Here is a 22,346-nt window from a genome sequence, read left to right on the forward strand (position 1 = left end):
AAAGCCCTATTTGGTTTTACTCAGCTTCTTCTTCAGTTGAAGCGAATTTGATCTTTTGATCTTTGTATAGACCAGTTCCTACTGGAATTGTTCTACCAATTACAACGTTCTCTTTTAAGTCTTCTAACATATCCATCTTAGCTGAAATTGCAGCTTCTGTTAACACCTTAGTCGTTTCTTGGAACGATGCAGCAGAGATAATAGAATCTGAAGTAACCGCAGCTCTTGTAATACCAAGTAATAATGGCTCTGCAATTGCAGGTTTACCACCAAGCTTAATGATTCTTTCGTTTTCAATTTTAAATCTCTTTTTAGATACCATATCTCCAATGATGAATTTAGTATCTCCACCATCTAAAATAGATACCTGTCTTAACATTTGAGATAAAATAACCTCAATATGTTTATCAGCAATATTTACCCCTTGAGATCTATATACTTGTTGTACTTCAGATACAATAAAGTAATGTAATGCTTTTTCACCTAAAATTCTTAATACATCATGAGGAGAAACTTGACCATCAGTTAATGCCTCACCAGCGTGAACAAACTCACCTTCGTGTACTAAGATTTGCTTAGATTTTTCAACTAAGTACTCTGCTTTGTTACCATTTTCATCAGTAACAATGATTCTTTGTTTATTTCTAAGTGGCTTACCAAATGAAACAATACCATCAAAAGATGCTAATACAGCAATTGCTTTTGGTCTTCTTGCTTCAAATAGCTCAGATACTCTTGGAAGACCTCCAGTAATATCTTTCGATTTTTGAGTTGCTTTTGGAGTTTTACCAATAATATCTGCAACTTCAACTTGTTGACCTTCACTTACAAATAATGAAGTTTTAGGGTCTAAAGAGTATCTTAATAACTCTTTGTTTTCAGTAGCTAATACAACTGTTGGTTTATAACCAGCAGGGATATACTCATTAACAACAAGTTTAGATGTACCTGTTAATTCGTCAAATTGCTCAGCAACTGTAACACCTGGAATAACATCTTCGAATGAAATCTTACCTTTTTCTTCTGCAATAGAAGGGTTTGAGTATGGATCCCACTCAGCAATTACTACTTGCTCTGCACTTGCAGGGTTTGCAATAACTGAATCTTTTTCTACTTCTGAGTTATCATCTAATTCAACAACAGAACCTCTTGCAACATAGTGTCTTAAAGCTTCTCTGTCTTCACCATCAACGATAACAGCAAATAGACCTTTTTCATTTACAGCTTCACCAGCTTTGATGTCATGTCTTCTTTCTAAATAATCACCTTTAAGCTTATAGTATTTAACCATACCTTTAGCCCCAGAGATAATAGTAGAAGTAATAGGTGCTCCATCTTGAACTCTTAATTCAGATGCAAAAGGAATTCTGTTTGGAACGTTCCATCCATCTTTAATCATCTCAACGATAGATTCATTTTCTTCAACTTCAAACTCATCTTTATATGGTAAATATAACTTACCTTCGATTTTACCAGATACACCTGCAAGCTCATTTGGCTTAGCAACGTCATTCTTTCTTAGGTAGTATTTTTTCTCTTCTTTACCATTAGTAATAGTTAAGATTGTCTCTTCGTGAATAGTTTCAACAGTTACTTTACCTTTGAATGGAGCATTAATTTTAGGCTCAACTAAAAGGATACCAGCATTTCTTCTGTTTGAAACAATTTCTTTACCATTTCTATCTGTATAAGTTCTGATGTTGTAGTATCTAATGAAACCTTCTTTATCAGCTCTTAATTCTCTTTCTGTTTGAGTTGCAGATGCAGTTCCACCAACGTGGAAAGTTCTAAGTGTAAGCTGTGTTCCTGGCTCACCAATAGATTGTGCAGCAACAACACCAACAGCCTCACCTGGAGTAGCTTTTCTTTGCTCACCTAAGTTAAGACCATAACATTTAGAACATAAACCATGCTCAACTTTACAAGTTAATGGAGTTCTAATAACTACAGATTTAACTTCAGCTTCTGCAACAACTTTTGCGTCATCTTCTGAAATTAATGAACCTTCAGCAAATAGAATCTCATTTGAAATAGGATCAATAATATCTTCTGCAATTACTCTACCAGTAATTCTTTCTTCTAAAGACTCAATTAGTTCATTACCTGAAGAGATATCAGTAATTTCGATACCTTCGTGAGTACCACAATCTTCAATTGTAATTCTAACATTTTGAGAAACGTCAATCAGCTTTCTTGTTAAGTAACCAGCATTCGCTGTCTTAAGTGCTGTATCCGCAAGACCTTTTCTAGCACCGTGAGTAGAAATAAAGTACTCAAGTACGTTTAGACCTTCTTTAAAGTTCGAAATAATTGGTGTTTCAATAATAGTACCATCAGGTTTAGCCATAAGACCCCTCATACCTGATAACTGTCTAATCTGTGCAGCAGAACCTCTCGCCCCAGAATCGGCCATCATATAAATAGAGTTGAACCCATCTTTATCAGTTTGTACTAAATCCATCATCTCTGTACCAAGTTTATTATTAACTTCAGTCCAGATATCAATAATCTTATTATATCTTTCTTGCTCAGTTAATAAACCTTGTGCAAACTGTTTTTGAACTTCAATAACTTCTTTTTTAGACTTAGTAATATGCTCTTCTTTAGTTTCAGGAACTCTAATATCATCAATTGATACTGAAATACCTGCATCAGTTGCATACCTGAAACCTAAGTTTTTAAGGTTATCTAAGAATTTAGGAGTTACTTTATATCCACCATATTTATAAATATAGTCAACTAAAGCTCCAATATCTTTTTTCTTTAAAATCTTGTTCCATAATTCAGTTGGTACAAACTCTGGTAAAATCTCTTTAATAATTAATCTACCAATTGTTGTATGAATAACTTTATCATTAATTTTAGTTCTAATTTTTGCATGTAAGTCAACTTGACCCATTTCTAAGGCAATAGTTGCTTCATTTACATCTGTAAATAGTTTGTGCTCACCTTTTACACCATCTTTTTCTAATGATAGGTAGTAAATACCAAGAATCATATCTTGTGATGGTACAGCAATAGCTCTACCAGATGCTGGTAAAAGAATGTTCATCGAAGACATCATAAGAATTTTTGCTTCAGCAATAGCTTCTTGTGATAATGGTACGTGAACTGCCATTTGGTCACCATCGAAGTCGGCATTAAATGCAGAACATACTAATGGGTGTAACTGAATTGCTTTACCATCAATTAATACTGGGTGGAAAGCTTGAATAGAAAGTTTGTGAAGAGTTGGTGCTCTATTTAATAAAATAGGATACTCATCAACGATTTCATTTAAACATTCCCATACTTCGTTTGCTTCTGACTCAATTAATCTTTTTGCAGATTTTAAAGTAGTTGCATAACCCTTTTCTTCTAATTTAGCCATTAAGTGTGGTTTAAATAGCTCAAGAGCCATTTTCTTAGGAATACCACATTGGTCCATATTTAAAGAAGGTCCAACAACAATTACAGATCTACCTGAGAAGTCAACCCTTTTACCAAGTAAGTTCTGTCTAAATCTACCTTGTTTACCTTTAATAATTTCAGATAAAGATTTAAGAGGTCTTTTATTAGCTCCCTTAACAGCATTTGCAGTTTTACCATTATCAAATAATGCATCTACTGCTTCTTGAAGCATTCTTTTTTCATTTCTGATAATGATTTCAGGTGCATCAAGTTCTGTTAATCTCTTAAGTCTGTTATTTCTATTAATAACTCTTCTATAAAGGTCATTTACGTCTGAAACAGCAAATTTACCACCATCTAAAGATACTAATGGTCTTAAATCAGGTGGAAGAACTGGAAGTTGAGTTAACATCATCCACTCAGGTCTATTTCCAGAGTTGATAAAGTTTTCAACAACTTTAAGTCTTTTAACAATAGTTTTTCTTTTAGCTTCAGATTTAGTAGCTGACATATCAGCTTTTAATTGAGTTAATAATTCAATTAAATCAAGATTTTCTAATAAATCTCTAATTACATCTCCACCCATGTTTGCTTCGAAACCTGTGTGGTCAAATAAATCTGAAATAGTTCTATATTGTTCTTCATTTAAGATGTCATATTTGTTAACTTTTTTAGTTTTTTCATTGTCATAGTATGCTTCACCTGGTTCAGATACAATATATGCTTCATAATATAGTACTCTTTCTAGGTCTTTTAATTTAACACCTAATAAAGTACCAATTCTTGTTGGTAAAGAAGATACCATCCAGATGTGAGCAACTGGAGATACTAAATCAATGTGACCCATTCTGTGTCTTCTAACTTTAGAAGAAGTTACTTCAACACCACATTTTTCACATACAACACCTTTGTATCTCATCTTTTTGTATTTACCACAAAGACATTCGTAATCCTTTACAGGTCCAAAAATCTTTGCACAAAAAAGACCATCTCTCTCAGGCTTTAATGTTCTATAGTTAATAGTTTCTGGTTTTTTAACCTCACCAGAAGACCATGAAAGGATTTTTTCTGGACTAGCTAATCTTAATTGAAAAGCAGAAAAATCTTGTGGTCTTTCTAATTCTTTTATTTCAATAGGTTCTAATACTTTTTCATTATTGCTCATTATCTTCTACCTCGTCAAAAATATCAACATCTAAACCTAAAGCTTTAAGCTCTTTAGTTAATACGAAGAATGTTTCAGGAACACCTGATCTTGGAACATTTTCACCGTTTGCAATCGCTCTATAAGCTCTTGTTCTACCCTCAACGTCATCCGACTTAGTCGTTAACATCTCTTTAAGAACATTTGTAGCTCCATATGCTTCAAGAGCCCAAACTTCCATTTCCCCGAATCTTTGTCCACCAAATAGTGCTTTACCACCAACTGGTTGTTGTGTAACAAGTGAGTAAGGTCCAGTAGATCTTGCGTGAACTTTTTCATCAACTAAGTGGTGAAGTTTCAGCATATACATATAACCTACGTTTACTCTTTCTTTCATTTTATCACCAGTCTTACCATCGTAAAGAGTAGACTTACCATCAGTATCCATTTTTGCTAATTCGAATAGTTTTTCAAACTCTTCTACTTCAACACCATCGAATACTTGAGTTGCAAATCTTACACCTTTTGCCCAGTCTTGACCATATTTAATAAGCTCTTCATCAGATAATGAATCCATAAACTCTTTACCATTCATAAGCTTAGCAACTGATGCAATTTCAGTCATTTTTTCTCTTAGTTCTTTAACGAACTCATCTCTTTTTGCTTCGAAGATATCTTGGATTTGGTTACCAATCTTTTTACCAACTAATCCTAAGTGAACTTCCATAATCTGACCAATATTCATCCTTGAAGGTACCCCTAGTGGGTTAAGAATAACGTCAACAGTAGTTCCATCTTCTAAATATGGCATATCTACTTGAGGAACGATGTTAGAAACGATACCTTTGTTACCGTGTCTACCAGCCATTTTATCCCCAACTTTGATTTTTCTCTTAGTAGCTACATAAACTTTAACTTGTTTAATTACACCACTTGGTAAAATATCATCGTGTTCTAATACTTGAAGTTTCTCTTCATGGTCTTCTCTTAGAGTAGACTTTTCTTTAATGAAGTGATCTTTGATAGTATTATATTTTGTTTCAATCTCTTTAGAATAAGAAGCAACAACTTTTTTCATAGCAAATCTATTTACACTTGCTAATACATCAACAGGGATATTATCACCTTTTTTGTATGTTTTACCGTCTAATTCTAAATCTTTTTCTAATGGTGACTTAGATAATAAATCATTAATTTTAAGAATCTCTTCTCTATCAAGCATTAATAATTTATCATGGTGTTTAATATCTAATTCACTCTTCTCAGCTTCAATTTCTGCAACTGCTCTTTCATCTTTTTCGTATCCTTTTTTAGTGAATACTTTAACGTCTACAACTACACCTTCCATTGAAGTTGGACAGTATAATGATTTATTAATTACGTGTCCTGCTTTTTCACCAAAGATAGCTCTTAATAGTCTTTCTTCAGGAGTAGGTTTAATTTCACCTTTTGGAGTAACTTTACCAACTAAAATCATTCCTGGTTTAACATGAGTACCAACTTTTACAATACCTGAGTTATCAAGATGAGTAATTGACTCTTCTTTTACACCTGGTAAATCTCTAGTAATCTCTTCGTTACCATGTTTAAGCTCTCTACACTCTACATCTTTTTCATAGATATGAACAGAAGTAAATGCATCTTCTTTAATTAATCTTTGAGAAAGAACAATCGCATCCTCATAGTTATATCCATTCCAAGGCATGAAAGCAACCATTGCGTTTACACCAACAGCTAACTCACCATTATCCATAGAAGGACCATCAGCAATAACTTGACCTTTTTCTACAAAGTCACCAGCTTTAATAGCAGTTCTTTGTCCAAAAGATGTATTATTATTTGTTCTAACGTTTTTATTTACTTCATAGTGATCAATGAATGCACCATTTTCGTCTTCACCAGAAATATAAATATTTTTAGCATCAGCTTTTTCAATAACACCAGCTCTTCTAGCTTTAATAGCTTCCCAAGAGTCTCTTGCTACTGTTTTTTCTAAACCAGTACCAACTACAGGAGCATTTGGTCTTAATAATGGAACAGCTTGTCTCATCATATTCGATCCCATTAAGGCTCTGTTGGCATCATCATGCTCTAAGAATGGAATTAAAGATGCAGCAACACCCATAACCATTTGAGAAGAGATATCAATTAAATTAACTTTTGCTCTTTCTACTAATAGGATTTCACCATCTTGTCTTGCTTCAATAAGGTTTTCTGAAATTTTTCCATTGTCATCAACTTTAGTTGAACCTGGAGCAATAATCATTCCCTCTTCTTGAGTAGCAGTTACATAGATAATTTCATCTGTTACAACACCATCAACAACTTTTTTATATGGAGCTTCAATAAATCCTAACTCATTTACTTTTGCAAATGTAGATAAAGTATTGATAAGACCAATATTTTGTCCCTCTGGAGTTTCAACTGGACAGATTCTACCATAGTGAGTTGGGTGAACGTCCCTTACTTCGAATCCAGCTCTCTCTTTAACAAGACCACCTTCACCAAGTGCAGAAAGTCTTCTTTTGTGAGTAACTTCAGATAATGGGTTAGTTTGATCCATAAATTGTGATAACTGACCAGATGTAAAGAACTCAGTAATTGTTGAAGTAATCATTTTAGAGTTAACTAAATCATGTGGCATAATATCTTCTAATGTACCAGATAATGTAGTCATTTTATCTCTAATAGCTTTTTGCATTTTAATTAGACCAGAGTGTAACTCATTTGCTAATAATTCACCAATAGCTCTAATTCTTCTGTTACCTAAGTGATCTCTGTCATCAATATGTCCGTGACCAGCTTTTACTTTTACTAAGTATTGAACAGTTTTAATAATATCTTCATAAGTTAATACTGTTACATATTCAGGAACATCTACACCTAACTTGTGGTTCATTTTCATTCTACCAACTTTAGTTAAGTCATATCTTTCTGGATCAAAGAATAGTTTTCTAACGAACTCTTTTGCAGCTTCTTTAGTTACAGGCTCTCCTGGTCTCATCACTTTATAAATTCTGATTGCTGATAAATCGTTTTCATCATCAATTTGTTCAGTTTGTTTTAGTAATTTTAAAGACTCTGCATCTGCTTTAAATGCATTGATAATAGAATCATCAACACCACTAGCTAAATCATTTGCAATATCAAAATTATCAAAACCAAGGTCAAGTAATTTTTTTAATTTTAATTCATCTAATGTAGTTAAAGCATCAAATAATACTTCTCCTGATTCTGGATCAAAGATTGTATTAGCTGTTGATCTATCCATTAATAAATCAACTGGATATTCAACTAATTTAAGACCACCATCAACTAAAGCTTTTGCTTTTCTTTCAGTAAGTCTTTTTCCAGCAGCAATAACTAAGTTACCTTTGTCATCTTTAATATCAAACTCAACTCTTCCTGTGAAGTCTTGAGGATTAAACTCTGTTAAGAATTTATTATTTTTAATTTTGATATTTAATACTGGGTAGAATAATTTAACAATGTCTTCTTTTGAGTAACCAAGTGCTCTAAATAGAATTGTTACAGGAACTTTTCTTCTTTTATTAATTCTTACATATAATACATCTTTTGCATCATATTCAAAGTATAACCATGAACCTCTATCAGGAATAATTTGACCTGTATAAATTAATTTATTTCCAGCAGTGTTAGATTCTTCTTCTTTAAAGATAACACCAGGAGATCTGTGTAATTGGTTAACAACAACTCTCTCAACACCATTTACGATGAAAGAAGTTCTGTCTGTCATTAATGGAATTTCTCTGATGAATAAAGATTGTTCTTTCATATCTTTAACACCGATTTTTTCACCAGTCTTTTCGTCTAAATCCCATAAAGTTAATCTAATATTGATTTTTAAAGGTATTGAGTAAGTAAGTCCTCTAACCATTGACTCTCTAACATCATATTTAGGTTTACCTACATCTGAACCTATATATTCTAATGTTATTCTGTTTTGTGCATCATGGATTGGGAATACTGATTTGAAAACTTTTTCGACACCAGCTTCAGCTCTGTCATCTTTTCCTATCATTAGGAAGTTTTCATAACTATTTTGTTGTAATTGTAATAAATTTGGAATTTCAATTTGTTGAGGATTTTTTGCAAAATCAACTCTAAGTCTATTACCAGATTTTAAAGAGTTTAACATTGTCGACCTTATTAAAAATGTGGTTTACTTTTAGCTTTGTGTATAAAGCGCAAAAGCATCCTTAAAGGATAGGGTTAAAATTCCTAAAATTCTAACCTTAACCTTCAAAGATGCTAATCTTATACAAGGCTTTTGTAGCCTTGTATACAGGTAAAAAATTACTTTCGAGTAATTATTTTAATTCTACAGATGCTCCAGCACCTTCTAATTCAGCTTTTGCAGCTTCAGCATCTTCTTTTGAGATACCTTCTTTAACGATTGCACCAGCTTCTTCAGCCATTGCTTTAGCTTCTTTTAATCCAAGACCAGTTAATGCTCTAATTACTTTAATAACATTAATTTTCTTAGCACCAGCGTCTGCTAATACTACGTTAAATTCAGTTTGCTCTTCAGCAGCTTCAGCAGCTCCACCAGCTACAGCACCAGCTACAGCTACAGGTTGTGCAGATACACCAAATTTTTCTTCGAATTCTTTTACTAATTCAGATAACTCTAATACAGATAATCCAGAGATATACTCTAATACGTCTTCTTTAGAAATTGCCATTTTATTTCCTCTAAATTTTTTATTTTTATATTTATAATATGTATTGCTTAATTATTAAGCAGCCTCTTCTTCTTTTTGCTTTCTAAGAGCATCAAGACCGATTGTAAAGTTAGTAACTGGAGCCATCCATGTAGCTGCAAGCATACCAAGAAGTTCATCTCTAGATGGTAATTTAGCAAATGCATTAACAGTTGCAAGATCAGCAATTTGACCTTCTATAATACCAGACTTAATTTCGAACTTATCTTTATTTGCAGTAGCAAATTTATCAGCAACTTTACAAGCAGAGATTTGATCTTCAGACCATAAGAAAATGTTAGTTCCATTTAATTCAATGTCACCTAACTCTGCATTTTTAACTGCAATAGTTACTAAAGTATTTTTAGCAACTTGAACTTTTGTTCCGTTTGCTTTTGCATCATTTCTTAAGTTTTCTAACTCTTTATGAGAAAGACCTTTATAATCACATACTACGATTGCTTGAGATTCTTTAAACTCTCCAGTTAAAAAATCAATAACTTCTGATTTTTGTTGTTTAGTCATTTTTGTTTGTTCCTCCCTTCAAAACATCGACTTAGGCGGGACTTACAAGAAACGAAGGAAGTTCCTTACCAGCTGTCTTTAGTTTTATATCAGTGCTTTGAAATAACACTCAAACATAAGGATCAAAATCCTTACTATTGAATGTTATTAAATAAGGGGAAAGCCCTTATTTAATATCCATAATCTCTAATGTATCTAAGTTAATAGATGGAGACATAGTTAAAGATACAGCTGCAGTAGTAATATATTTACCTTTTGCAGTTGATGGTTTTGCTTTGTTAATTGCTGCAACGAATGCTTCAATGTTTTCTTTAATAGCTTCTTCTGAGAATGATACTTTACCAACAGCAGCTTGCATGTTACCTTTTTTATCAACTCTATATGCTACTTGACCACCTTTAGCATCGTTAACTGCTTTAGTTACGTCCATTGTAACAGTTCCAGTTTTAGGGTTAGGCATTAAACCTTTTGGTCCTAAGATTCTACCTAGTTTACCAACTAATCCCATACAATCTGGAGTTGCAATTAAAACATCAAAGTCAATGTTTCCAGCTTGAACAGTCTCTACTAAATCATCATTACCAACGATATCTGCACCAGCAGCTTTTGCTTCGTCTACTTTAGCACCTTTTGCAAATACTGCTACTCTAACAGTTTTACCAGTACCATTTGGAAGTACAACAGCACCTCTGATCATTTGGTCAGCATGTCTTGGGTCAACATTTAAGTTTAACGCAACTTCTACTGACTCATCAAATTTAGCAGATTGTAATCCTTTTAATAAAGAACAACCTTCCGCTAATGAATAATCTCTATCTTCAATTTTTTCAGATAGTGCTTTAAATCTTTTTGAAACTTTTTTTGCCATTTTTTTCTCCGCAATTTTTATTTTTTTGCTACCGCTATTTAAAGCCAGTGGTCAGGCTTGTATTGAATTATAGTTCTACTTCAATACCCATTGATCTTGCTGAACCTGCAACAATTTTAGCAGCTTGCTCTTTGTCATCAGTATTTAAGTCAGCAATTTTCATATCAACGATTTCAAGTACTTGATCTTTCGTTAATTTTCCAATTTTATTTTTAAGTGGGTTATCTGAACCTTTTTTGATTCCAGAAACTTTTTTAATTAAATCTGTCATTGGTGGTTGTTTTGTAACAAATGTAAAACTTTTATCTTGATAAACAGTGATTTCAACAGGAATGTTTAATCCACCCTTATCTTTTGTTTTCTCATTGAATGCTTTACAAAATTCCATGATATTGATACCTCTTTGACCTAATGCAGGACCAACAGGAGGTGATGGATTTGCTGCACCAGCAGGTATTTGAAGTTTTAAGTAACCTTCTACTTTTTTAGCCATCGTAATTCCTTTTTAAATTTTGTTTTTAATGATTTAGGCATTAGGGAATAAAACTCTAAAGGAAGCGAAGTTTTATTGCCTAATGCCTAAAAATGATGAAAGAGTTAAACTACTCTTTCTACTTGTGTATATGTAATTTCTACTGGAGTATTTCTTCCGAAAATAGAAACATTTAATTTTAACATTCCAGATGCCATGTCAAAGTCTTCAACGATACCATTAAAGTTTGCAAATGGACCTTCGTTAATTCTTACAGTTTCACCTTCATCGAATGAAACTTTTGGTTTAGCAGCTGCTCTATTTTCTACTTTATCTAAGATAGCATTGATATCTTTTTTTGATAAAGGAGTAGGTTTTTTAGATTCACCAATGAATCTTCCTACTTTTGGCATTGATTGAATTCTATGCCATAATGCTGTATCTAAATCAATTTTAGCAAATGCATATGCAGGATATAAAGGTCTTTCAACAATTGTTTTCTTACCTTTTTTAACCTCAATTAAGTCTTCTGTTGGAACTAATACTTCTGAGATTCTTTCATCTGCCATTTCATCAGCAAGTCTTTCAAGTGCTCTTTTAACTGCTAGTTCGCTACCTGAGTGTGTTTGTATTGCATACCATTGTTGTGCCATTAGTTTATCCTTAGTTCATTACAGCTGATAAGCTTAAAGACATGATTGTGTCAATTAATGCTAAAAATAATGTGATTACTGTTACTACAACAAAAACAGAAAGATAAGCAGATCTGATTTGTTCTTTGATAGGGAAAATTACTTTGAATAGTTCTTCTTTAGCATTTTTATAGTATGTTTTAAATTTATTCACAATCGACTCCAAGTATTTAAGCTTAAAAATTCTTTTAAAAAAAGTCGAAACTGTTTTTAAAAAAATTTTATCGTGGCAGGCCAGGAGGGACTCGAACCCCCAACCATCGGATTTGGAATCCGGCGCTCTACCATTGGAGCTACTGACCTATGAGATAAAAAGGTTAAGTAAAGTCTTACGACTTTAACTTAACTTCTTTATGAATTGTATGTTTTTTTAATCTAGGACTATACTTTTTAATCGCTAATTTCTCTGTGTGAGTTTTAGGATTTTTGTAAGTAGTGTAGTTGATATCACCACACTCCTCACATTTTAGTCCGATTTTAATGCTTACACCGTTACCCATAAGTTATCCTTACTCGATAATCTCAGAAACAACTCCAGCACCTACAGTTCTACCACCTTCTCTAATAGCGAACTTAGTTCCCTTTTCAAGAGCAATTGGAGCAACTAATGAAACAGTTAATTCTACGTTATCACCTGGCATAACCATCTCAGTACCTTCTGGTAATTCACAAGAACCAGTTACGTCTGTTGTTCTTACATAGAACTGTGGTCTATATCCTGAGAAGAATGGAGTATGTCTTCCACCCTCTTCTTTAGATAAGATATATACCTCACCTTTGAATTTAGTGTGTGGAGTAATTGAACCTGGCTTAACAAGAACTTGTCCTCTTTGAACTTCTTCTTTTTTGATACCTCTTAAAAGGATACCAGCGTTATCACCAGCTTCTGCGTAATCCATTTCTTTTCTGAACATTTCAATACCAGTAACTGTAGTAGTTTGAGTCTCTTTTAATCCAACGATTTCAATAGTATCACCTAACTTAACAGTACCTTGGTTAATAGCACCAGTTACAACTGTACCTCTACCTGCAATTGAGAATACATCTTCAACAGGCATTAAGTAATCTTTATCAGTTGATCTTTCTGGAGTTGGGATATAAGCGTCAACTTCAGCCATTAATTGATAAATTTTTTCAGACCACTCACCAGATTGACCAGCTTTTGCTTCTTCTAATGCTTGGAATGCAGAACCAGCAACGATTGGAGTATCATCACCTGGGAAGTCATACTCAGAAAGTAATTCTCTTACTTCCATTTCAACTAATTCTAACATCTCTTCTTTATCTTCGTCATCTAATTGGTCTTCTTTGTTTAAGAATACAACGATGTATGGAACACCTACTTGCTTAGATAATAAGATATGCTCTCTAGTTTGAGCCATTGGTCCATCAGTTGAAGCAATAACTAAAATAGCACCGTCCATTTGTGCAGCACCAGTAATCATGTTCTTAACATAATCGGCGTGACCTGGACAATCTACGTGAGCGTAGTGTCTAGTTTCAGTTTCATACTCAACGTGAGAAGTAGCAATAGTAATTCCTCTTTCTCTTTCTTCTGGAGCATTATCAATTTGATCATAATCCATAGTTGCTTGACCATTTTTAAGCCCTAAACACATAGTGATTGCAGCTGTTAAAGTAGTTTTACCGTGGTCAACGTGACCAATAGTACCAATATTTACGTGCGGTTTACTTCGCTCGAATTTTTCTTTTGCCATAAAATTCCCCTTAAAAAATTTTGGTTATTGCCCTCTGAGTAGATAAGTCCGATAACTTCTCTATTCAGAGGGGGGTTTGTTGTTATTAAATACAAAAAAATACATGTAATATTCTTTTGCGATTGGTATTTTATAAAAAAAATACTAAATATAAACTTTAATGGGAGTTACTTTGAATAAAAAGGAGTTATAAATGAATAATTGCGTTATAACTCAGCTCCCAGTAATCAATAAATAATTAATGGAGCGGGAGACGAGACTCGAACTCGCGACAATCTGCTTGGAAGGCAGAGGCTCTAGCCAACTGAGCTACTCCCGCAACATTTGCGTGGTGGTGAGGGAAGGATTTGAACCTTCGAAGCCTAAGGCGACGGATTTACAGTCCGTAGGATTTGACCACTCTCCAACCTCACCGGTTGAAAAATATTATTGTTCTGGTCAAGCGCTGGTCTTAAGACTTACGCACGACAATTTGAATGGAGCTGGTGAAGGGACTTGAACCCCCGACCTGCTGATTACAAATCAGCTGCTCTAGCCAGCTGAGCTACACCAGCATCCAAATTTAATTTAAGTGGTGGTTCGAGGCAGAATCGAACTGCCGACACAAGGATTTTCAATCCTTTGCTCTACCGACTGAGCTATCGAACCAGATACGCTTTTGATTGCGTCCTTCTTAAATTGGAGTGAAATTATATACAGACCTTGCTTAAATAATCCTTAAATTAAAAACAAGTTCTTTAAATTCTTTTCCTCTTTGCTTATAAGAAGGGTATTGATCAAGAGATGCAGCAGCAGGAGAAAGCATTGCAACCCCCATATTATCGTGCTTTTGAGAGATTTGCTTTACTGCTTCTTCTAATATTTTACATTCATAAAAATTTATAGAAAATTTTTCAGCTAATTTATTTAATCTCTCAAAATTGCTTCCAATAGTATATATTTCAATGTCTAAGTTCTTTATATATTCAAATAAAGGTTCTAAATTTGCACCTTTATCATCGCCACCAAGTATTAAATATATCTTTTTTTCTCTATAAGTTACTATTGCATTTATAGTTGCATCTACATTTGTAGCTTTAGAATCATTTACCCAAAGTCTATTTTTTTTATCTTTTATCTCTTCTACTTTATGTTCATCTACTTTATATGTATTAATAGTTTTGTAATCTACCTCATCAAATATTATCTTTTTTGCTGCTAAGGCAAGAAGTGCATCTAATAAAAAAGGTTCTTTAAAATTAATTTGTGATTTATCTATATTAAACTTCTCACATAAATCATCACTATCTTTATATGTAATAAGATGACATACTGTATTTATATCTTTATATTTTTCAGGGACAATTGCAATTTCACCCTCTTCCATCATATATAAAGGTTTTAACTTTGCTTTCTCATACTCTTCAAAACTTCCATGCCAAGAAACATGATCATCTGAGATTGGTAATAATAAGTAAAGATTAGGTTTTGCGTAGTTAGTATAATGAAAGGTAAAAGAAGAAGTCTCAAGAATCCAAATCTTAGATTCTTTATCTAGTTTGGAAACGGGGGTTCCTATATTTCCTCCACATACACTTTTCTTTTCTTTTAATATGTGTTGGCACATTTGAGTAGTGGTTGTTTTTCCATTTGTTCCACTTATCCATATAGAAAATGGCATCTGCTCATATATAAGGTCATAGTCACTTATTATATTCTTTGACTCTTTTACCATCTTATTATTAGGAGGAATACCAGGACTAACAACTGTTACCTCATCAGAGTCTTTATCATAAGTATCAAAGTCACTGTCATCATATAATGTTACATCATTATACTCTTCTTTTATAGCTTGTGCTGTTAAGCCTTTTCCAAGTACTCTAATCATCATTGCTCCTTATCGTATCTTAAGACTCATAAGAGCTACTAAGTTTGCCATAAAAGATATAATCCAGAATCTTACAATTATCTTATTCTCTTTCCAGCCCTTTTCTTCAAAGTGATGATGAATAGGAGCCATTAAAAATACTCTTTTTTGTCTTAACTTATATGAGCCCACCTGTAATATAACCGATACTGTTTCTATAACAAAGATAAATCCTATTACTACTAATAATATTTCTGATTTACCAACTATTGCCATATAACCCATAAAGGCTCCTATAGGTAAAGAACCACTATCTCCCATAAATACTTGCGCAGGATGACAGTTGTACCAAAGAAAAGCAATAAGGGAACCAATCATAGCTGTTCCAACTATTGCTAACTCTCCTGATGTTTTTATATTTGGTAATAATAGATATGAAGAAAAGATTGCATGTCCACTTACATATACTATTGCTGATAGAGTGAATAGTCCCATTATAGAAGGAACTGTAGCAAGTCCATCAAGTCCATCTGTTAAGTTAACGGCATTTGAAGCAGCTACCATAACTAATATCCAAAAAATAAGAGCAAAAATTCCCATATCAAAGATAGGATACTTATAAAAAGGAGTATATAAAGTAGTAGTATGATTATATACTATTAACACCCCTGCAACTATTAAAGCGCCTATAAACTGCAAAATTAGTTTTGCCCTTGAAGACAATCCTGCATTGTTTGCATTTTTTGCAATCTTTGAGAAATCATCTTTCATTCCAATTAAAGAGAAAAGCCCTAATGTTAAAAGTGCTCCTACAACATAAAAGTTATTTAGCTTAACAGTAAGTAGTGTTGCTATAATTGTTGAAAAAATAAATACTATTCCTCCCATAGTAGGAGTTCCTGCTTTTTCTTGATGCGAATCTGGAGCATACTCATAAATTGGCTGTGAAGCTTTCTTTGACTTAGCCCACCTAACAAACTTTGGTAATAAATACATTGTAAGAAAAAATGAAATAAAAAATGCAAGACCTGCACGAACAGAGATATATTGAAAAATATTGATGTCTAAGTGTCTATAAAACCAGTAAAACAAATTAAAACCTTAATTTTCAGGAAAAATAAATCCTGAGTTTTGCAAAACTTTCCTGCCTTTTAGCAAAGGCTTATACTTCAGCAAATATAGTAGTAAGTTTTGATATAATCGCGAGATTATACTAAAAGTTAACTTAATAATTTTACTGGGGTTATATTATGACAAAAAAAGCAATATTGATAATTACAGATGGAATTGGACACAATGAATCTGACAAGTTTAATGCATTTACAAATGCTACTACACCTACTTATGATAACTTATTCAAGAATGTTCCTTACTCATTAATTCATACTTATGGAGATCATGTTGGATTACCAAATGGACAAATGGGTAACTCAGAAGTTGGACATATGACTATTGGAAGTGGAAGAGTTTTATACCAAGATTTAGTAAAAATAAATATGGCTATTGAAAACGATAATTTAAAAGACAATGAAGTTCTTAAAACAACAATAGATTCATCTAATAATATTCATCTTCTTGGATTAATTAGTGATGGTGGTGTTCACTCTCATATTAATCATATTATTGCCTTAGCAAAAATTGCAAAAAATAAAAATAAAAAAGTATTTATTCACGTAATTACAGATGGAAGAGATGTAGCTCCTAACTGTGCAAATAAATATATCCAACAGCTTGTAGATATCTGTGATGATGATATTAAAATTGCAACTGTAGCTGGAAGATATTTTACAATGGATAGAGACAATAGATGGGAAAGAGTTCAAAAGGGTCATGATGTTATTGCATTTGCAAACCCAAAAACATCTACAAATATTTTAGAATATCTAGAAAATTCATATAAAAATGAAGTATTTGATGAATTTATTGAGCCAACTGCATTTGATGGATATGAAGGTTTAGAAGAGAATGATGGTATTATTTTCTGTAACTTTAGATCTGATAGAATGAGAGAAATATCAACTGCAATTGCAAATAAAGATTTCTCTGAATTTAAAAGATTTGAAGGTAATCTAAATATTGCAACTATGACACAATATGATAAAAACTTACCTCTTCCTATACTATTTCCTAAAGAGACTCCTAAAAATACTTTAGCAGAAGTTATTTCAAATGCAGGATTATCACAAGTTCACACAGCAGAAACAGAAAAGTATGCACACGTGACTTTCTTCTTTAATGGTGGAGTTGAAGAACCTATGTTAAATGAAAGTAGAGTTTTAATTCCATCACCAGATGTTGCTACATATGATTTAAAACCAGAGATGAGTGCGCCTGAAGTAAGTGTTGAAGTTCAAAAATCAATGGACAATGAAACAGACTTTATTGTTGTAAATTTTGCAAATGGAGATATGGTTGGACATACTGGTGTTTATGAAGCTGGTGTTAAAGCTGTTGAAGCAGTAGATAAAGAGCTTGGAAAAATCTTTGAAAAAGCAAAAGAGCTTAATTATAGTGTTGTTTTAACAAGTGACCATGGTAACTGTGAAATGATGAAAGATGAGTCAGGAAAAACTTTAACAAATCATACTGTTGGTGATGTATATTGTTTTGTTATGGCTGATAATGTAAGTAAAGTAAATGAAGGTAGTTTAAATAATATTGCACCTACAATTCTTAAACTTATGAATTTAGATATTCCAGAAGAAATGGATGAGGCCTTAGTTTAACTATGTCTAATGCTGTAGATATTCAAAAATTGCTAATTAAAGCTAATAATACAAAATTAGTAGATATAAATTTTTCTATAAAAAACTCTACAGCACTCATAGGACAAAGTGGAAGTGGAAAGTCTTTAACTTTAAAAGCTATTTTAAATCTACTTCCCTCTTCTTTATCATGTGATAAAAAAATATCTTCTAGTTTTAACCTTGATTCTCAAACTATTGGTTTCATTCCCCAAAATCCTTTTACCTCTTTATCTCCTATGACTAAAATAAAAGATCAGTTTTTTTGTGAGGAAAAAAGAAAAGAAGAACTTTTAAAGTTAGTAAGTTTAGATACTTCACTTTTAAATCGTTTCCCAAAAGAGTTAAGTGGAGGACAACTTCAAAGAGTTGTTATAGCTATTGCTTTATCTAATGATGCTAAACTACTATTATTAGATGAACCAACCACAGCTTTAGACGAGACATCAAAAGAGACAATATTAAATCTAATAAAAGATATAAGTACTAAACTAGATTTACTTATTCTTTTTGTTACCCATGATATTGAATCAATAAAAGATTTATGTGAAGAACTTATTATTATAAAAAATGGTTCTATTATAGAACAAGGTTTAACAAAAGATATATTATCTAATCCAAAAGAGGATTACACGAAAAAGTTGATAAACTCAACATTTAAAAATAAAGAATTTAGGAAATAAAAATGATTAAATATTTTTTTGCTTTTATTATATTTGTAGGAGTAGCTATTTCAGGTTGGCTAATACATCTATATTCTGAAATAAGACATGATATTGATACTATTGTAAACTATAAACCAAATGTTACTACACAGTTTTATGACAAAAATGGAAAACTAATTGCAAATATTTTTGATAAAAAACATAGACTATATGTAAACTATGACAATATTCCAGCAAGAGTTGTTGAAGCATTAGTTGCAATTGAAGATACACAGTTCTTTGAACATGCAGGTGTAAACCCCGATGCTATCTCAAGAGCAATGATTAAAAATATTAAAGCAATGGGATATGTAGAAGGTGCAAGTACATTAACTCAACAACTTGTTAAAAGTATTGCCCTAACAAGAGAAAAGAAACTTATTAGAAAAATTAAAGAAGCTCTACTATCAATAAGACTTGAAACAATTCTGACAAAAGAGCAAATTTTAGAAAGATATTTAAATGAAGTATATTTTGGTCACGGTTATTATGGAATTAGAACTGCTGCAAAAGGTTACTTTAGAAAAGACTTATATGAGTTAAATATCAAAGAGATTGCAATTTTAGTTGGACTACCTAAAGCTCCAAGTTTCTATGACCCAACAAGAAATTTAAAATATTCACTTACAAGAGCAAACCAAGTAGTAAGCAGAATGCATAAGTTAGGTTGGATTAATGAAACACAATATAATGAAGCAATAAATTACATCCCAACTATTTATGATGATACTCTAACTCAAAATAAAGCTCCTTATATTATCGATTATGCATTAAAACTTTTAAAGAAAGATATTCCAGATATTAAAACTGGTGGATATATTGTTAACCTAACTATTGATTTAGAAGCACAAAGAATTGGTAGAGAGTCTTTAAAAGTTGCCTATGACAAAATTTTAGCTAGAGATAAATGGCTGCAAAGAAATCCTAAAAACAATGTTGACATAAATGGAGAACCTGTAGATGAAGGTTACTTTATTAATACACTAAATGGTGCATTAGTTTCTATTGAAAATAATACTGGAAAAATTCTTGCTCTTGTTGGAGGAATTGATTATAAAGAATCAAACTTTAATAGAGTAGTTCAAAGTGAGAGACAACCTGGTTCTGCAATTAAACCATTTTTATATCATACTGCTATTGAGTTAGGATATTCTCCTGCTTCTCAAGTTGCTGATATTGGTAGAACATATGAATATAAAGTTGGAGAAGAAGAAAAAAAGTGGAAACCTAAAAATTATGGGGGAACATTTAAAGGTGTTATTACATTAAGAGAAGCTCTAATGAAATCAAGAAATCTTGCTACTATCAACTTAGTTACTGATGTAGGTATTAATGAAATGTATAAAGGTTTAGAATCTTATGGAATAACAGGTATTCCAAGAGACTTATCTATTACATTAGGTTCATTCTCTATTTCACCATTAAATTTAAGTAAAGCCTTTTCATTTATATCAAATGATGGAACACAAGTAGAACCATACTTAATTAATTCAATTACAAACCTAAAAAATGAAACAATAACTTTTGAACCTCAATATAAATACATTAGTTCCCCTGAACAAGTTTTCCTAACAAAATCAATTATGCATGATACTGTAGTTAGAGGAACAGGAAGAAAAGCAAGAGTAAAAGGTATTGAACTAGCTGGAAAAACAGGAACTACAAATGATAATATTGATGCTTGGTTCTGTGGTTTCTCGCCTACAATTCAAACAGTTGTTTATTTTGGTAAAGATAATAATACACCTATGAGAAGAAGTGAGACTGGTGGTACTACAGCAGGTCCTGCTTTTGCAAACTTCTATAAAGAGTATATCCAGATTCATCCAGAAATAGAAAGAAAATTTAAGAAGCCAGATGGAGTTAAAACTTCAGTTATAAATGGTAGAAAAGAGTACTATACAGATAAGTCACCTTTACCAGAATTAGATTCTATTCCTACAAATAATAATTCGCAACAACAAACTATTCAATTCTAAATTTATATTAAATAAAAATTAGGCATAAAAAAAGGTAAGTTCATATGAACTTACCTTTTTTATTTTACTATTTTTGCTATTAGCAAGAATAAGTTGATTTAAATTCAAACGCAGTTGGTCTAGCTTCGTCTGGCCAAACTTGAGTTTCAAATTTATAGTGTTGATATGTATCAATCATATCTTGAGTAAATACTGGTTTTAAGAAATCGTTATCTCTAATTAATGCTTCTAATGAACCTCTTAATGTATGAGGCATTTGAGGAATTTTTCTCTCTCTAATTTCATCTAAAGGCATTTCGAATAAATCTTCATCCATTGGGCCAATAGGTTCAGTTTTGTTAGCAATTCCATCAAGACCAGCCATTAACATAGCAGCAAATGCTAAGTAAGGACAAGCAGTTGAATCTGGGAATCTCATTTCGATTCTTGTTGCTTTTTCACCTGCTCCATAAGGAATTCTACAAGATGCAGATCTATTTTGAGAAGAGTAAGTTAAGATTGAAGGAGCTTCAAATCCTGGGATTAATCTTTTATAAGAGTTTGTTGATGGGTTAGTAAACGCAGCAACTGCTCTAGCATGTTTGAAGATACCACCTACATAGTGTCTTGCCATATCTGAAAGGTTTCCGTACTCACCCTCTTTGTAGAATAAGTTTTTACCATCTTTCCAGATTGATTGGTGTACGTGCATACCATTACCATTATCACCAAATAGTGGTTTTGGCATAAATGTAGCAGATTTACCATTTAAGTGAGCTACCATTTTTACAACATACTTATATTTTTGTACGTTATCAGCTGCTTCAATTAAATCTCCAAATACGATACCAATCTCACCTTGTGCTTGTGCAACTTCGTGGTGTCCAAGAACAACTTCTAAACCAACTTGCTCTAAGATTTGCATCATTTCTGCTCTTAAGTCTACCATTGAATCTGTTGGTTGAACTGGGAAGTATCCACCTTTAGTTCTAGGTCTATGACCCATGTTACCCATTTCATAATCAGTATCATCTGACCAACAACCCTCTTCTGAATCTACTCTATAGTAAGACTCATTGATGTCATCTCTAATTTTTACGTCATCGAAAATAAAGAATTCATTTTCTGGTCCAAAGTATGCTACATCACCGATTCCAGCTTCAGCTAAATGCTCTAATGATTTCTTAGCAATAGATCTTGGACATTTTTCATACATTTGACCTTTATAGATATCATAAACATCACAAAATACGATAATTGTAGAATCAGCAGTAAATGGATCTAAGAAAGCAGTCTCTACATCTGGCTTTAAAATCATATCTGATTTATTAATTGGTTGCCATGCATCTACTGATGAACCATCAAAAGGCATACCACCTTCTAATTGCTCTGCACTTACAGCATTCATCATGTAAGTTAAGTGATGCCACATACCCTTAAGATCAGAGAATCTAAAATCAACAAATTTTACTTCGTTCTCTTCACAAAATTTGAAAAACTCTTCAGTGTTGTTAACAAATTTTCCCATTATTATTACTCCTTGAAATTGTTATGGTCTATT

Annotated in this window: 16 protein-coding genes and 5 tRNA genes; 3 read left to right on the plus strand and 18 right to left on the minus strand. The window is 32.4% G+C overall.

The annotated features are described in order from the left end of the window. Window positions 1-16: 16 nt before the first annotated feature. The 17 genes from rpoC to mraY form a co-directional block, all read right to left on the minus strand. On the minus strand, window positions 17-4,555 hold the full coding sequence (gene rpoC / locus CRV03_RS09060; RefSeq protein ID WP_129084822.1) for a DNA-directed RNA polymerase subunit beta': 4,539 nt from the start codon (window positions 4,553-4,555) through the stop codon (window positions 17-19). Beyond that, window positions 4,545-8,693 (minus strand): DNA-directed RNA polymerase subunit beta, encoded by a 4,149-nt coding sequence (gene rpoB / locus CRV03_RS09065; protein WP_129084823.1) that lies wholly within the window; start codon window positions 8,691-8,693, stop codon window positions 4,545-4,547. The genes rpoC and rpoB overlap by 11 nt, the downstream gene beginning before the upstream one ends. A gap of 172 nt (window positions 8,694-8,865) precedes the next feature. Further along, window positions 8,866-9,240, minus strand: a complete 375-nt coding sequence (gene rplL / locus CRV03_RS09070) for a 50S ribosomal protein L7/L12 (RefSeq protein WP_129084824.1) — start codon at window positions 9,238-9,240, stop codon at window positions 8,866-8,868. A 54-nt stretch (window positions 9,241-9,294) separates the two neighbouring features. Further along, window positions 9,295-9,783: a 50S ribosomal protein L10 gene (rplJ, locus tag CRV03_RS09075; protein WP_129084825.1), complete on the minus strand. Its 489-nt coding sequence runs from the start codon at window positions 9,781-9,783 to the stop codon at window positions 9,295-9,297. A 166-nt stretch (window positions 9,784-9,949) separates the two neighbouring features. Beyond that, the gene (gene rplA / locus CRV03_RS09080) at window positions 9,950-10,651 is read right to left on the minus strand and encodes a 50S ribosomal protein L1 (RefSeq protein ID WP_129084826.1); all 702 of its coding nucleotides are present in this window, start codon (window positions 10,649-10,651) and stop codon (window positions 9,950-9,952) included. A 67-nt stretch (window positions 10,652-10,718) separates the two neighbouring features. Beyond that, window positions 10,719-11,144 carry a 50S ribosomal protein L11 gene (rplK, locus tag CRV03_RS09085; protein WP_129084827.1) on the minus strand — a complete coding sequence of 142 codons (426 nt, stop codon included), beginning with the start codon at window positions 11,142-11,144 and terminating at the stop codon, window positions 10,719-10,721. 104 nt (window positions 11,145-11,248) lie between these two features. Next, the gene (gene nusG / locus CRV03_RS09090; RefSeq protein WP_129084828.1) at window positions 11,249-11,776 is read right to left on the minus strand and encodes a transcription termination/antitermination protein NusG; all 528 of its coding nucleotides are present in this window, start codon (window positions 11,774-11,776) and stop codon (window positions 11,249-11,251) included. A gap of 10 nt (window positions 11,777-11,786) precedes the next feature. After that, window positions 11,787-11,969 (minus strand): preprotein translocase subunit SecE, encoded by a 183-nt coding sequence (gene secE, locus CRV03_RS09095; protein ID WP_114838272.1) that lies wholly within the window; start codon window positions 11,967-11,969, stop codon window positions 11,787-11,789. A 73-nt stretch (window positions 11,970-12,042) separates the two neighbouring features. Then, window positions 12,043-12,118, minus strand: a tRNA-Trp gene (locus CRV03_RS09100). A 26-nt stretch (window positions 12,119-12,144) separates the two neighbouring features. Beyond that, a complete protein-coding gene (rpmG, locus tag CRV03_RS09105) occupies window positions 12,145-12,315 on the minus strand; it encodes a 50S ribosomal protein L33 (protein WP_129084829.1) in 171 nt (56 codons plus the stop codon). A 9-nt stretch (window positions 12,316-12,324) separates the two neighbouring features. Beyond that, complete coding sequence (gene tuf, locus CRV03_RS09110; RefSeq protein WP_129084830.1) at window positions 12,325-13,533, minus strand: elongation factor Tu; 1,209 nt, start codon at window positions 13,531-13,533, stop codon at window positions 12,325-12,327. A gap of 242 nt (window positions 13,534-13,775) precedes the next feature. Beyond that, window positions 13,776-13,852 (minus strand) — tRNA-Gly (locus CRV03_RS09115). Between the two features lie 10 nt (window positions 13,853-13,862). Next, window positions 13,863-13,947 (minus strand) — tRNA-Tyr (locus CRV03_RS09120). 63 nt (window positions 13,948-14,010) lie between these two features. Beyond that, window positions 14,011-14,087, minus strand: a tRNA-Thr gene (locus CRV03_RS09125). Between the two features lie 18 nt (window positions 14,088-14,105). Further along, a tRNA-Phe gene (locus tag CRV03_RS09130) sits at window positions 14,106-14,181 on the minus strand. Window positions 14,182-14,239: 58 nt separating this feature from the next. Further along, window positions 14,240-15,400 carry a UDP-N-acetylmuramoyl-L-alanine--D-glutamate ligase gene (gene murD / locus CRV03_RS09135; RefSeq protein ID WP_129084831.1) on the minus strand — a complete coding sequence of 387 codons (1,161 nt, stop codon included), beginning with the start codon at window positions 15,398-15,400 and terminating at the stop codon, window positions 14,240-14,242. Window positions 15,401-15,409: 9 nt separating this feature from the next. After that, window positions 15,410-16,471 carry a phospho-N-acetylmuramoyl-pentapeptide-transferase gene (gene mraY, locus CRV03_RS09140; protein WP_129084832.1) on the minus strand — a complete coding sequence of 354 codons (1,062 nt, stop codon included), beginning with the start codon at window positions 16,469-16,471 and terminating at the stop codon, window positions 15,410-15,412. 158 nt (window positions 16,472-16,629) lie between these two features. Here mraY and gpmI point away from each other — a divergent pair, with 158 nt between their 5' ends. From gpmI to CRV03_RS09155, 3 genes are read left to right on the plus strand one after another with little or no spacing between them, the layout of a single operon-like run. Then, window positions 16,630-18,105 carry a 2,3-bisphosphoglycerate-independent phosphoglycerate mutase gene (gene gpmI, locus CRV03_RS09145; RefSeq protein ID WP_129084833.1) on the plus strand — a complete coding sequence of 492 codons (1,476 nt, stop codon included), beginning with the start codon at window positions 16,630-16,632 and terminating at the stop codon, window positions 18,103-18,105. 2 nt (window positions 18,106-18,107) lie between these two features. After that, a complete protein-coding gene (locus CRV03_RS09150; protein ID WP_129084834.1) occupies window positions 18,108-18,806 on the plus strand; it encodes an ATP-binding cassette domain-containing protein in 699 nt (232 codons plus the stop codon). A 2-nt stretch (window positions 18,807-18,808) separates the two neighbouring features. Next, a complete protein-coding gene (locus CRV03_RS09155) occupies window positions 18,809-20,806 on the plus strand; it encodes a penicillin-binding protein 1A (protein ID WP_129084835.1) in 1,998 nt (665 codons plus the stop codon). A gap of 79 nt (window positions 20,807-20,885) precedes the next feature. Here CRV03_RS09155 and glnA read toward each other — a convergent pair whose 3' ends face one another. Next, a complete protein-coding gene (gene glnA, locus CRV03_RS09160) occupies window positions 20,886-22,313 on the minus strand; it encodes a type I glutamate--ammonia ligase (protein ID WP_129084836.1) in 1,428 nt (475 codons plus the stop codon). Window positions 22,314-22,346 lie beyond the last annotated feature (33 nt).

Origin of the sequence: Arcobacter sp. F155 (genome assembly GCF_004116455.1) — a bacterium.
Lineage (GTDB): Bacteria > Campylobacterota > Campylobacteria > Campylobacterales > Arcobacteraceae > Halarcobacter.